This window comes from Pseudomonas fluorescens (genome assembly GCF_018614775.1).
GTDB classification, from domain to species: domain Bacteria; phylum Pseudomonadota; class Gammaproteobacteria; order Pseudomonadales; family Pseudomonadaceae; genus Aquipseudomonas; species Aquipseudomonas fluorescens_BY.
The window spans coordinates 17,392-30,047 of record NZ_JAGGOF010000060.1; the positions used below are offsets into that span (position 1 = coordinate 17,392).

At 62.2% G+C, this 12,656-nt stretch carries 11 protein-coding genes; 4 read left to right on the forward strand and 7 right to left on the reverse strand.

All coding sequences use genetic code 11. The features are described 5' to 3' along the window. Positions 1-57: 57 nt before the first annotated feature. Positions 58-273: a TIGR02450 family Trp-rich protein gene (locus tag J7E36_RS16600; RefSeq protein ID WP_215004868.1), complete on the forward strand. Its 216-nt coding sequence runs from the start codon at positions 58-60 to the stop codon at positions 271-273. A gap of 168 nt (positions 274-441) precedes the next feature. Next, positions 442-1,776, forward strand: coding sequence for a methyl-accepting chemotaxis protein (locus J7E36_RS16605; RefSeq protein WP_215004871.1), 1,335 nt, complete (start codon positions 442-444; stop codon positions 1,774-1,776). 24 nt (positions 1,777-1,800) lie between these two features. Here the strand turns inward: J7E36_RS16605 and J7E36_RS16610 are convergent, their stop codons facing one another. From J7E36_RS16610 to J7E36_RS16635, 6 genes are all read right to left on the reverse strand, one after another. After that, a complete protein-coding gene (locus J7E36_RS16610) occupies positions 1,801-3,375 on the reverse strand; it encodes an ABC transporter ATP-binding protein (RefSeq protein ID WP_215004922.1) in 1,575 nt (524 codons plus the stop codon). A 7-nt stretch (positions 3,376-3,382) separates the two neighbouring features. Continuing rightward, the gene (locus J7E36_RS16615; protein WP_215004874.1) at positions 3,383-4,405 is read right to left on the reverse strand and encodes an ABC transporter permease; all 1,023 of its coding nucleotides are present in this window, start codon (positions 4,403-4,405) and stop codon (positions 3,383-3,385) included. Beyond that, a complete protein-coding gene (locus J7E36_RS16620) occupies positions 4,405-5,463 on the reverse strand; it encodes a microcin C ABC transporter permease YejB (protein WP_215004875.1) in 1,059 nt (352 codons plus the stop codon). Before J7E36_RS16620 ends, J7E36_RS16615 begins: the two co-directional genes overlap by 1 nt. Continuing rightward, positions 5,463-7,331, reverse strand: a complete 1,869-nt coding sequence (locus J7E36_RS16625) for an extracellular solute-binding protein (RefSeq protein WP_215004877.1) — start codon at positions 7,329-7,331, stop codon at positions 5,463-5,465. Before J7E36_RS16625 ends, J7E36_RS16620 begins: the two co-directional genes overlap by 1 nt. A 130-nt stretch (positions 7,332-7,461) precedes the next feature. Further along, positions 7,462-7,743 carry a peptidylprolyl isomerase gene (locus tag J7E36_RS16630; RefSeq protein ID WP_215004879.1) on the reverse strand — a complete coding sequence of 94 codons (282 nt, stop codon included), beginning with the start codon at positions 7,741-7,743 and terminating at the stop codon, positions 7,462-7,464. 96 nt (positions 7,744-7,839) lie between these two features. Then, positions 7,840-8,718: an esterase/lipase family protein gene (locus tag J7E36_RS16635; RefSeq protein WP_215004881.1), complete on the reverse strand. Its 879-nt coding sequence runs from the start codon at positions 8,716-8,718 to the stop codon at positions 7,840-7,842. A gap of 325 nt (positions 8,719-9,043) precedes the next feature. Between J7E36_RS16635 and J7E36_RS16640 the strand changes: the two genes are divergently transcribed. Next, on the forward strand, positions 9,044-10,105 hold the full coding sequence (locus J7E36_RS16640; protein WP_231286388.1) for a hypothetical protein: 1,062 nt from the start codon (positions 9,044-9,046) through the stop codon (positions 10,103-10,105). A gap of 103 nt (positions 10,106-10,208) precedes the next feature. Here J7E36_RS16640 and J7E36_RS16645 read toward each other — a convergent pair whose 3' ends face one another. Then, positions 10,209-11,279: a 3-deoxy-7-phosphoheptulonate synthase gene (locus J7E36_RS16645; RefSeq protein ID WP_215004883.1), complete on the reverse strand. Its 1,071-nt coding sequence runs from the start codon at positions 11,277-11,279 to the stop codon at positions 10,209-10,211. A gap of 610 nt (positions 11,280-11,889) precedes the next feature. Here J7E36_RS16645 and J7E36_RS16650 point away from each other — a divergent pair. Continuing rightward, complete coding sequence (locus J7E36_RS16650) at positions 11,890-12,648, forward strand: carbon-nitrogen hydrolase family protein (RefSeq protein WP_215004885.1); 759 nt, start codon at positions 11,890-11,892, stop codon at positions 12,646-12,648. The last annotated feature ends 8 nt before the right edge of the window (positions 12,649-12,656 follow it).

Here is a 12,656-nt window from a genome sequence, read left to right on the forward strand (position 1 = left end):
TATGGATGACGGCTGCATTGTACAGTTATTTGTCTTTGTACATTTTTTGGCGAGCCTATGAACGCGTTCAATCCCCGTAAACTCAGCCTCTCGAAGTGGACAGCCTGCGCGCCAGTCAATCGGGAAAAGCATTTTCTGGTGATCAAGCTCATCAGTGACGAGGCCGGCACGCCGCTGCAAGTTGAATTGCAGGCGGTCCACAGCGGACGCGTGGCGCTTCTGGACTGGCGCGAGCTGCGTGACAGTACGCGCTGGCACATGGGTTGGAAATGAAACACGCTGGTCGATAAAAGGAATGGCGTTGGTCGCTTAAACTTGTACATTCACAAAAAACTGTACAATTACTTCAGCGATCATGGCTTAATGGCATCTCTCCAGCGAAAAGGCGTCCGTGCCTTCAGATGGCTCGACCCACGCAACCATTGTTCCGGAGCGGTGCCCATGTTCATTCGTCGTCGCAAGCATCAGCAGGCCCTGCAGGAAATACAGTCCAGGCAGGCTTGTCTTGAAATGGAGCGCAATGCCCTGCATCGCTCCATGGCCGTGCTCGAGCTCGCACCGACAGGGGAAGTACTCGACGCCAGCCCCTTGTTCCTGCAGATGACCGGGTACTCGCTTGACGAGGTTCTGGGCAAGCCTCACCAGGCATTTTGCGAGCCGGCGCATGCTTGCAGTCGACAGTACGCGACGCTGTGGCAATGCTTGGCCCGAGGTGACAGTGTCAGCGAGCGGTTTTTGCAGTCGACCCGCGACGGACACGGGTTGTGGGTGGAAGCGGATTACGTCCCGGTGCGACAGGCGGGTGCGGGCGTGCAGCGCATCATCAGCATCGTGCGCGATATCAATGATCGCGTGCTTCGTTCCCAGGTCGAGTCCAGCTTCATCCAGGCGATCGACCGTTCGATGGCGGTCATCGAGTTCGACCTGAGCGGGCAGGTGGTGAAGGCCAATGCGAATTTCCTGAAGGTGATGGGGTATGGCCTGGAAGAAGTGCGCGGCCAGCACCACCGTCTCTTCTGCCAGCCCAGCGAAACACAAAGCGAAGCCTATCGTGGTTTCTGGGCCGCACTGAACCGGGGCGAGTACATGAGTGGTCTATTCCAGCGGGTCGACAAACGCGGCGCCACCGTCTGGCTGCAAGCAACCTACAATCCGCTGTATGACGCCCAAGGCCATTTGTATGGGGTGGTCAAGTTCGCCACCGATTGCACGGGGGAGATCGAGCAACGCCAAACTGAATCGAAGGCGGCGCAGCTGGCCTTCGAGACGTCCCGGCAGACCGATGAGCACACTCGGTTGGGCACGGCGGTCGTGCAAAAAACCGTGACCGTCGTGCAAAGCATCGCCGATGAGCTTCAAGCTGTGGCGACGGGCATTGGGGCCCTGAGCGCACAGTCCGAGGAAATCGGCAGTATCGTCGACGCCATCCGGGGTATTGCCGAACAAACCAACCTGCTGGCCCTCAACGCGGCCATCGAAGCCGCCCGCGCGGGCGAGCAGGGGCGCGGCTTTGCGGTTGTAGCCGATGAAGTGCGCAACCTGGCCCGGCGTACGAGCCAGGCCACCGTCGCCATTACTGAGGTGGTCGGCAAGAACCGCGAACTCGCCAGGCAGGCCGTCACCAGCATGCAGTCCAGCACCCTCAAGGCGGAACAGGGGGTTACGCTGGCCAACCAGGCAGGCGAGGTGATCCTGGATATTCATCGGGGCGCGCAACAGGTCGTGACGGTGATGGGCGAGTTCGCCAACACCCTGGACCAGCGACGCGGCGCCTGAGTCGTCGGCTGAAGGCTGGCCCGGTTATCCAGGATGCGCCGCCGCCAGCAACTCCCTGGTATACGGATGTCGGGGTGACTCGAATAGCGCGTGGCTGGCGCCTTGCTCGACCACCTTGCCGTCCTTGATCACGATCATGTCATGGGCCAGGGCGCGCACCACCGTCAGGTCGTGACTGATGAACAGGTAGGTCAGGCCGTGCTTTTCCTGGAGCTGGCGGAGCAGGGCGACCACTTGTTTCTGCACGGTGCGGTCCAGGGCCGAGGTGGGTTCATCCAGCAGGATCAGCGCCGGCTTGAGCACCAGTGCCCGGGCGATGGCGATGCGTTGGCGTTGGCCACCGGAAAATTCGTGCGGATAGCGGTGGCGGCTCTGGGGATCGAGGCCGACTTCCTCGAGGGCCTGGATCACCTGGGCTTCGCATTCCTTGGGGCTGGACGGGCTGTGGACCTCCAGGCCTTCGCTGATGATCTGCTGCACCGACATCCGTGGGCTGAGGCTGCCGAATGGGTCCTGGAACACCACCTGCATCTGCTTGCGCCAAGGGCGAAGGGCTTTTTGCGACAGTTGATCGAGAGCCTCACCCTGGAAGCGAATGCTGCCCTCGGATTCGATCAGTCGCAGGATCGCCTGGCCCAGTGTGGACTTGCCGGAACCGGACTCGCCGACAATGCCCAGGGTCTTGCCGCGCTGGATGTTCAGGCTGATCCCGTCCACGGCGCGCAGGTATTCCTTGCGGCGGAACAGCCCGCCGCCCAGGGGGAAGCTCACCCTCAGGTCGTGCACTTGCAACACGTCCTCGCGGTCGTCCCGGGGCAAGGCTTCGCCCTCTGGTTCGGCGTGCAGCAGTTCGCAGCTGTAGGGATGTTTCGGTGCGCTGAACAGGGTCTCGCAGGGCGCTTGCTCGACGATCTCCCCGGCCTTCATTACGCATACCCGCTGGGCGATGCTGCGCACCAGGTTCAAATCGTGGCTGATCAGCAGCAAGGACATGCCGAGCCGCTGCTGGAGGGATTTGAGCAGCAGCAGAATCTTGCGCTGCACGGTCACGTCCAGCGCGGTGGTCGGCTCGTCGGCGATCAACAGCTCCGGCTCGCAGGCCAGGGCCATGGCAATCATCACCCGTTGCCGCTGGCCGCCGGACAGTTGATGGGGATAGGCCTTGAGCCGTTCGGCAGGTTTCTGGATGCCCACCAGGGCGAGCAGTTCGAGGATGCGCTGGCGGGCTGCTTTACCGCCCAGGCCCCGGTGCAGCATCAGGGTTTCGCCGATCTGCTTTTCGACGCTGTGCAGCGGGTTCAGCGAGGTCATGGGTTCCTGGAAGATCATTGCGATGCGGTTGCCGCGCAGCTCGCGCAACGCCTTCGCTTCGGCGCCCACCAGTTCCTGGCCGCGATAGCGAATGCTGCCGGTGGTGCGGGTGCCGGTTGCGGGCAGCAATTGCAGGATCGAATGGGCCGTCACCGACTTGCCGGAACCCGATTCGCCCACCAGCGCCAGGCATTCGCCGGGGCGGATGTCCAGGCACAGGTTGCGCACCACGGTGTGGTCGTTGAAGGCCACGCTCAGGTCGCGGATCTCGACCAGGTTTTCGCTCATCCGGGCTTCAGGATCGTGGATCGAATGCATCGCGCAGTGCCTCCCCAATGAACACCAGCAGCGACAGGATCAATGCCAGGGTAAAAAATGCCGTCAGCCCGAGCCACGGTGCCTGCAGGTTCTGCTTGCCCTGGCCAATCAGCTCGCCCAGCGAGGCGCTGCCGGCCGGCATGCCGAAGCCGAGGAAATCCAAAGCGGTGAGGGTGGAGATTGCCCCGGTGAGAATGAATGGCAGGTAGCTCAGGGTGGCATTCATCGCGTTGGGCAGGATATGCCGCACGATCACCTTGCGGTCGGACAGGCCCAGGGCGCGCGCGGCTTTCACGTATTCGAGGTTGCGCCCGCGCAGGAACTCGGCCCGTACCACGTCCACCAGCGCCAGCCAGGAAAACAAAGCCATGATTCCCAGCAGCCACCAGAAATTCGGCTCGACGAAGCCGGACAGAATGATCAGCAGGTAGAGCACCGGCAGTCCGGACCAGACTTCCAGCAAACGCTGCCCCAGCAGATCCACCCAGCCGCCGTAGTAGCCCTGCAACGCACCGGCGGCGATGCCGATCAGCGCGCTGATGGCGGTCAGCGCCAGGGCGAACAGGATCGACACCCGCGCACCGAAGATCACCCGGGCCAGCACGTCCCGGGACTGATCATCGGTGCCCAGCCAGTTCACTGAAGTGGGCGGGCTCGGGGCTGGTTGAGCGAGGTCGTAGTTGGGCGTGTCGTCACTGAACGGGATCGGCGCAAACACTAGCCAGCCGCCGTCCTTGTGGATCAGGTTCTGCACGTAGCTGCTGCGGTAGTCGGCCTGGAACGGTAACTGCCCACCAAATTCCTGTTCGGTATAGCGCTTGAATACCGGGAAATACAGCGAGCCCTGATAGCTCACCACCCACGGCTTGTCGTTGGCGATCAGTTCGCCGCCCAGGGTCAGGACGAACAGGCCGATGAACAGCCACAGTGACCACCAGCCCCGGCGGTTTTTCTTGAAACGCTCGAAGCGTCGGCGGCCCAGTGGGGACAACGTGAACATCAGGCGTTCCTCGCGGCGAAGTCGATGCGCGGGTCCACCAGGGTGTAGCAGAGGTCGCCGATGAGTTTGATCAGCAGGCCGAACAGCGTGAAGATGAACAGCGAGCCGAACACCACCGGATAATCGCGGGACACCGCCGCCTCGTAGCTCATGCGACCCAGGCCATCGAGGGAGAAAATCACCTCGATCAGCAGCGACCCGGCAAAGAACACACTGATGAACGCCTGGGGAATGCCCGACACCACCAGCAGCATCGCGTTGCGGAACACATGCCCGTACAGCACCCGTCGTTCGCTCATGCCCTTGGCCCGCGCGGTGACGACGTATTGGCGGGTGATTTCATTGAGGAACGAGTTCTTGGTCAGGATCGTCAGGGTGGCGAAGCCGCCGATCACCAGCGCCGTGACCGGCAGCACCAGGTGCCAGAAGTAATCGGCGACCTTGCCCAGCGTCGACAGCGACTCGAAGTTTTCCGACACCAGCCCGCGTACCGGAAACCAGTTCAGTGACGAGCCACCGGCAAACACCACGATCAGGAACATCGCGAAGAGGAACGCCGGCATGGCATAGCCGATGATGATCGCCGTGCTGCTCCACACATCGAAGGCCGAGCCGTGATGCACCGCCTTGCGGATGCCCAGGGGGATCGATACCAGGTAGGTGATCAGCGTTGCCCACAGTCCGAGGGAAATGGTCACCGGCATCTTTTCCAGGATCAGGTCGGTGACCGTGGCGCCGCGGAAGAAACTCTTGCCGAAGTCCAGCCGGGCGTAGCTGCTGAGCATCAGCCACAGGCGTTCATGGGCCGGTTTGTCGAAGCCGTATTGTTTCTCGATGTCCTTGATCAACTGCGGGTCCAGGCCGCGGCTGGCCCGGGAGCTGCCGGTCATGGCATTGCCCGAGCTGCCGACGCTGGCGCCGCCGATGCCTTGCAGGTGAGCGATGGCCTGTTCCACCGGCCCGCCTGGCGCGGCCTGGACGATGGCAAAATTGACCAGCAGGATGATCACCAGCGTCGGAATGATCAGCAGCAGGCGCCGCGCGATATAAGCCCACATCAGTGCCGTCCTCCGGGTGCGCCACGCTTGATCCGCTCGGCGGTCATCTGCTCGTTGGTCAGCGGCGTGGTGCTGATTTCCCACCAGCTTTCGATGGCTTCGTCATTACTGGCCTGGACCTTCGGAATACCGAAGCGGTTCCACCACACGGTCGAGCTGCCCGGCGGGTAATAGTTGGGGATCCAGTAATAATTCCATTGCAGCACCCGGTCCAGCGCGTGGGCATGGCGGAGCATGTCGCTTTGGGTGGTGGCCTTGACCAGTCCGTCGATCAGGCTGTCCACCGCCGGATTCTTCAAGGCCATGTAATTGTTGGCGCCCGGGTCGTTGGCCGCTGCCGAACCGAAGTAATTGTAGAGTTCAATGCCCGGCGAAGTGCTGACGGGGTAGCCGGTGACGATCATGTCGTAGTCGCGGCTCATCAGCCGATTGACGTACTGGGACGAGTCGATGCGGCGGATGCTCATGTCGATGCCGATCTGCGCCAGGTTGCGCTTGTAGGGCAGCAACAGGCGGTCCATACCGTTCTGGGTATTCAGGAACGTGAAGCTCAACGGTTCGCCGTCGGCATTGACCAGGCGGTCGCCGTCGGGCTTCCAACCGGCTTGTTCGAGCAGGGCCAGGGCTTGCAGTTGCTTGTCGCGGATCACGCCGCTGCCGTCGGTTTTCGGTGCTTCGAACACTTGGCTGAAGACCTCGTCGGGGACCTGGCCACGCAACGGTTCGAGGATCGCCCGCTCGGCCGCATCAGGCAGTTGCCGCGCAGCAAGGTCGGTGTTGGAGAAGAAGCTCTGCTGACGCACATAGAGGTTGCGCATCATCTGGCGGTTGCTCCACTCGAAGTCCCAGAGCAGCGCCAGGGCCTGGCGCACACGTCGATCCTGGAACTGCGGGCGTTGCAGGTTGAAGACGAAACCCTGGGCCGTCTGTGGTGCTTCGGTGGCGAGGTGGGCTTTTTGCAGGCGACCGTCGTGCAGGGCCGGGCTGTCGTAGCCAATTGAGTAGGCGGTGGCGGAGAACTCGCGGTTGTAGTCGTAGGCGCCGCCGCGCAGCACCTGCCGGGCCACGTCGGTGTCGCCGAAATACTCGATGCTGAAATGGTCGAAATTGTAGAGCCCGCGGCTGACCGGCAGGTCCTTGCCCCACCAATCGGCGTTGCGCTCAAAAGTGATGCTGCGGCCGGAATCGACCTTGCTCACCCGATACGGACCACTGCCCAGCGGCGGCTCATAGCCCCCGCCGTTGCCGAAGTCACGGGTCTTCCACCAGTGTTCGGGAAGCACCGGCAAGGTGGCGATGTCCAGGGGCAGGGTGCGGCTTTCGTTGTTCTTGAAGTCGAAGCGCACGGTGCGTTCGTCTTCGATGTCGACGCCTTTGACGGCGGCGAACTGGGTGCGATAGCGCAGGCTGCCCTGGCTCATCAACAGCTCGAAGCTGTAGCGCACGTCCGCGGCGGTGATGGGTTTGCCATCGGCGAAGCGGGCCTTGGGGTTCAGGTAGAAACGCAGGGACAGGCCGTCGTCCGAGCGCTCCATCTTCTCGGCCACCAGGCCATAGACGGTGTAGGGCTCGTCCAGCGAGCGCTGGGCCAGTGGCGAATACAGCATGCCGTCGATCTGGCTGACGCCGATGCCTTTGTCGATGTAGGGCAGGACATGATCGAAGTGGCCGATTTCAACGGCCGAACGGCGCATTGTGCCGCCCTTGGGCGCCTGGGGGTTGGCATAGGCGAAGTGGCCGAAGCCTTCGGCATATCTGGCCGGTTCGCCATAGACGGTCAAGGCATGTTGCGGTGCGGCATCCACAGCGGCGGCACCTGTCAGCAGGGCCACGGCAGTCAGCAGCAGTGAAGGGAACGCCAGTCGCATTGTCAGCCTTAGAGCCGGGTGATCGATACGCACGATTTGTACGCGAGCGGGGCGCTGATCGCCAGCCCCTTCATGTGACGTAAACACAACGGCCCACCGAAGGGCGGGCCGTCATATCGACAAACCGGGATCAGTCCTGGCGGCTGGTGACTTCCAGCAGGTGGTAGCCGAACTGGGTCTTAACCGGACCCTGGACCACATTGATCGGGGCGCTGAACACCACGGTGTCGAATTCCTTGACCATCTGGCCTGGACCGAACGAACCCAGGTCGCCGCCCTGACGGCTGGACGGGCAGGAAGAGTTGGCCTTGGCGACTTCGGCGAAGTCGGCGCCGTCTTCGATCTGGGTTTTCAGTTCGTTGCACTTTTCTTCGCTGGACACCAGGATGTGACGGGCAGTGGCTTTGGCCATGGGGAAAATCTCCTTTCGATATTTTAAAGGTGTTGAGCCTACCGGATTCGTTAAGCGGGTGTTGTCAAAAATGCGTCAAAACCTTGGGCCTGTCGATCAAAGGCCGGCTTTGCGCAGGCGCTCGGCATGCCGCAGGTACAGCGCAATCGGGTCGGTACCGCTGCGGTATTTGCCCACCGCCTGATTGATGGCGTCCAGGTGGTCCATGGGATAGTCGGAGCGAATGACCTTGCCCAGGTGCGAGCTGAAGCGCCCGACCATGCCATCGTTCTGCCCGGCTTCGGTAATGAAATATTCGGAGAAGGCCCGGCAGAACCCATGCAAGGGCAGCTCCGCATCGGGGCCCCCATCGTTAGTGACGGGTAACGTGCCGCTCCACGAGTAGTAGCGCACGCCGTTGACCTTTTCCGGACCCTGATCTCCCCAGTGCCTGGGCAGACCTTGAGGGTATTTATCATTGAAAGCGCCGACGCCTTCGGTGGTCAGCGCACCCAGGGTTGCGATGGCCGCGCCGGGGAGCTGCCTCTCGCCACCGAGCAATGAGAGAAAGTCGGCGAACAACGTAGCGATATGGCCGGCCACATGTCCCGGCAACCGTCCTGGGGTGAGGGCTTTGTGCAGGAAGTCGGCCAGTTCGGAACCCTGGTTGGGGCCGCTGACCGAGGTCACCGAAGCCACCCGTTCGGGTGTCAGCGCGGCGGCATAGCGTGCGGCGAGTGCGCCCTGGCAGTGCCCGATCAGGTTGACCTTGGTCGCGCCGGTACCACTGAGGATCCGCTCGACCTGTGCCAGCAATTGTTCGCCGCGGGCCTCATTGGAGTGAGTGGCCGACAAGCAGGGGATGAAGACCCGGGCACCGGCAATACGCAATGCCTGCTTGATGCCATGGAACAGTTCAAAACCGCCGATCCGGTCAAACCCGAACAACCCATGGACCAGCAGGATGGGAAATCGTGTGGTTGCATTCCGTTGCATGTTCGTACCCTTTTCGAGGAGGTTCACGTTGAGTTTGCGTCCTCACTCTAATCCAGGCGTTTGTTGGGCGGTGTAGGAAGAAACCGCGCTGAATTACGGAAAGCGGATTAAAAGAAGCGGGAAGAATCGGCTATTCCACCGCTGGCGTACGAAGTCGTCGGATGCTTCCGATAACTCATGGCGTTTGCAGCTACAGCCCTGGGCGCCGAGGACGACGCTCAGCGTCGTTTTTGCCTGACTGAACGTTTGCGCCGATGGGGTTTTAATGGGGCATCGGGCGCCGTTATGTGAAAACGCTGCCTCTATCCAAGGACTGGAGCTTTACATGAACACCTACCGATCTCCCCAGCGAGCCCTGCTTGCATCGTCTGCGAAACTTCCGGCGCCTTCCGTGGCTGCGGCCAAGGGCGGGGTGATCAACCCTGCCTGGCGCAAGGTGGTCATTACCCTGCGGGCCTATCCACTGATGACCTGCGGGGATGAAGTGCTGCTGTGCTGGCACGGACTCAACTCGGACGCCGAGCCCTACCGACACGAAGTGCGAGGGTTCGTGACCGAGCGGCAGGTCGGACGACACGTCGTGTTTGTCGTACGCGAACCGCATATCGCCGAGCTGGATGGCGGTTCACTGGAAGTGTCCTGCCGGGTGACGGGCAGGCGGCTACCGACCACGCTGGTCTCGGAACCCTTGCAACTGGAGATTGGCGATGCCTCGCCGCAGTTGCTGCCTGTCGTCGCCGATGATGCAGTGGGTGGCGCGCTGGATCCCGGGCGGGTACCGGAAGGGACGCGCATGACCGTTCGACCCTATTCCCGAATGGCGGTCGGAGATCGGCTGATCCTGATTGCCAGCCGGGATGACAAACCACTTTGGCGGGACATGTTGGAAATAGAAGCCCATGCCGTTGGTGGTGAGGTGTCGTTCTGGCTGGACCATTCGCAATTCGCCGGCCATGTCGGCCATGAACTGGCCTTGACGTATGTCGTCAGGCGCGGTCATTCGGTGCGCCGCGCCGAGGCCCTGGCGCTGCACATCGGTCCCTTGGTACGTCCGGCGCTGGAGCTGCCGCGGATCGAGGCGTTGAACGATGGCCTGCTGGAGGTCGATGATTTTTCGAAGGGTGTGACGGTGGTTATCTATGGCGCCGGACTTGAGCCCGGAGAGCTGATCTGGCTGCAGTGCAATGGCAGCCATGCTTACGTCGATGAGCGGGAGATCACCGAGGCCACGGCAGGTCAGCCGGTGACCTTTGTCGTGCCGGCGGCGTTCTGGCAGGTTCAGCGTGGGCGCTCGGTGCAGCTGTTCTATCAGATCGAACGGCTGGACGACGTCAGCCAGCGTTCGGGGGAGGTGACGGTGCAGGTTCGTTCCGGGGCGCAAGGCTGAGAATAACCCTGGCTTGGACATAAACCCCGTGGGAGCAAAGCTTGCTCGNNCAAGCTTTGCTCCCACAGGTCTGTGACTGAGCCGACTGGCGCCAGCCAGGATCTCAGACGGCCGACTGCAATTTACGATGGGCCTCGCGTAACAGCTGCTCGGTGGATTCCCAGCCCAGGCAGCCATCGGTGACCGATACGCCGTAGCGCATCGACGGGCCTACCGGCTGGCAGCCCTCGAACAGGTGACTTTCCAGCATCATGCCGATCAGCGAGTGGTTTCCTTGCAGCCGTTGGTCCAGCACGTCGTTGAATACCTGCGGCTGACGCAACGGGTCCTTGCCGCTGTTGGCGTGGCTGCAGTCGACCATGATCCGTGTCGGAATCTTCAGGCGGGTCAGGTCGCTGTGGACCTGCGCGACACTCTGTCGGTCATAGTTCGGCCCGCGATGGCCGCCGCGCAGCACCATGTGAGTGTCGGGGTTGCCCTGGGTCTGGATGATCGCCGGATGCCCCTGGCTGTCGACGCCGAAATGCCGATGGGGATGGGCCGCAGAGCGCATGGCATCGCAGGCAATGCCGACGCCGCCGTCCGTGCCGTTCTTGAAACCGACCGGCAGGCCCAGACCGCTGGCCATTTCCCGGTGGATCTGCGATTCGGTGGTGCGGGCGCCGATGGCGACCCAACTGAGCAAGTCGTCGAAGTAGCTGGCGGCCATGGGTTGCAACAGCTCGGTGGCGACCGGCAGGCCGAGCTGCAGCATCTCGCGCATCAGCTCCCGGGACAGCGTCAGGCCGGCGGCCATGTCATCGCTGCCATCCAGGCCGGGGTCGTAGGCCAGACCTTTCCAGCCGACGGTGGTGCGGGGTTTTTCCACGTAGGCGCGCATCACCAGCAACAGGCTGTCGCTCACTTCGTGAGCCATGCGAGCGAGGTTGGCGGCGTATTCGAGAGCGGATTTCGGGTCGTGGATGGAGCAGGGGCCGACGATGACCAGCAGGCGGCTGTCCTCGCCGTCGAGGATCGCGCGAATGGCCTGGCGATGGGTGTCGACTTGTTGGCTCAACGCATGGCTGAGCGGCAACTGGTGTTTGAGCTGCAATGAGCTGGGCAGACGCAGGGTCAGGGCTTCATTGGCCGGGTTGAGCGTGGACAGCGGCAAAGCGGATACGGACGAATTCATGATCTGGCTTCCTGGGCGAGCTGCGGGTTCGTTCCCGCGCCGGCCCTAGTGGGGTGTTCGACAGTTGGCCTTAGGGGCCCGGAGTGTTGGCATGCCACCGATAGGTGACCGATCGGAGGCGGCAGGCTGTCCCGAACGGGGGTTGCTAAATCGCCAGGCGCAAAAGTCGTAACGGTAATAAGTGGCGTAGTTCATGGTTCAATCCTCAAAGGCGTCGGGTGGTGCGAATGTGTGTGGCGCTGAAAAACAAAACCCCCGGTCGGGAAGCCGACCGGGGGTTTTGAGAACTCTGGAGGGCGACCCGTTTAAAGTGGGCGCCGGTTGGGTATCAGGCGCGCCAGTGGCTAAACCAATACCCAAAATAAAAGCTGACCGGAGCCTGGACACTGTTCGCCCAGGCAGCCGCTACCGAGCGCGGGGCGCCGGTGGTTTGAAGCGGTGAAGGGGCGTTGAACATGGTCTGTCTCCGTTGAATGGTCCCGAGCTTACTCGAGGCCGGTGCGCCGGTTCAATCAGAAAATGCTATCGACGCCATGGGATTGTTCATCTGGCTTGAGTCCGTCGGGCGTTATGACAAACTTTGGTTTAAGCCATCTTTCAGGGAAGCACCATGACCGTTCCAGTTTTTGCCGCGGCCCAGTCGATCTCCATCGCGGGGGATGTCCGGGCAAACGTTATCCGCCATCAGCGCTTCATGCAGGCGGCCGCCGAACGGAATGTGCAGTTGTTGGTGTTTCCCGAGCTGTCACTGACCGGGTACGAGCTTGGCCTGGCTGTGGATCTGGCGATCCTGCCGGAGGATGCGCTGTTGCAACCGTTGCGTGAGCTGGCGCAGGCGCTTGGCTTGACCGCTGTGGTTGGCATGCCGATTCGGTTGTCGGTCGATGCACCGGCATTGATTGGCGCCCTGGTACTGGGCGCTGACGGTTCCCTTGGGGTGTACAGCAAGCAGCACTTGCACCCGGGAGAAGAAATTGCCTTCGCCCCGGGCCATGGCGGCTCATTATTGGAAATGGATCAGGACCGCATCGCGCTGGCCGTGTGCGCGGACTTTTCCCACGCCAGCCATGCCGCAGCGGCAGCCGGGCGAGGCGCTACGCTGTATGCAGCAGGCGTGTTGATCACCGAAGGTGGCTACGTGCCCGATACGACCTTGTTGCAAGGTTATGCCAGGCAACATGCCATGACGGTGCTGATGGCTAATCATGGTGGCGCCACCGGAGGCTGGGAGTCGGCCGGTCGCAGCGCCATCTGGGCGCCGGACGGTTCGCAGATCGCGGCAGCGCCGGGCACGGGCGATCTGTTGGTGATCGCCCGCCGCACCGTTGAGGGCTGGGCCGGGCAAGTCGTTCCGGTGGCAATGTCTTGACGAGGTAC

Bases quoted from the DNA above. Each gene is read 5' to 3' on its own strand.
- J7E36_RS16600 (WP_215004868.1), top strand. From the start codon at position 58: ATGAACGCGTTCAATCCCCGTAAACTCAGCCTCTCGAAGTGGACAGCC.
- J7E36_RS16605 (WP_215004871.1), top strand. From the start codon at position 442: ATGTTCATTCGTCGTCGCAAGCATCAGCAGGCCCTGCAGGAAATACAG.
- J7E36_RS16650 (WP_215004885.1), top strand. From the start codon at position 11,890: ATGACCGTTCCAGTTTTTGCCGCGGCCCAGTCGATCTCCATCGCGGGG.
- J7E36_RS16625 (WP_215004877.1), bottom strand. From the start codon at position 7,331: ATGCGACTGGCGTTCCCTTCACTGCTGCTGACTGCCGTGGCCCTGCTG.
- J7E36_RS16635 (WP_215004881.1), bottom strand. From the start codon at position 8,718: ATGCAACGGAATGCAACCACACGATTTCCCATCCTGCTGGTCCATGGG.
- J7E36_RS16620 (WP_215004875.1), bottom strand. From the start codon at position 5,463: ATGTGGGCTTATATCGCGCGGCGCCTGCTGCTGATCATTCCGACGCTG.
- J7E36_RS16615 (WP_215004874.1), bottom strand. From the start codon at position 4,405: ATGTTCACGTTGTCCCCACTGGGCCGCCGACGCTTCGAGCGTTTCAAG.
- J7E36_RS16640 (WP_231286388.1), top strand. From the start codon at position 9,044: ATGAACACCTACCGATCTCCCCAGCGAGCCCTGCTTGCATCGTCTGCG.
- J7E36_RS16630 (WP_215004879.1), bottom strand. From the start codon at position 7,743: ATGGCCAAAGCCACTGCCCGTCACATCCTGGTGTCCAGCGAAGAAAAG.
- J7E36_RS16645 (WP_215004883.1), bottom strand. From the start codon at position 11,279: ATGAATTCGTCCGTATCCGCTTTGCCGCTGTCCACGCTCAACCCGGCC.
- J7E36_RS16610 (WP_215004922.1), bottom strand. From the start codon at position 3,375: ATGAGCGAAAACCTGGTCGAGATCCGCGACCTGAGCGTGGCCTTCAAC.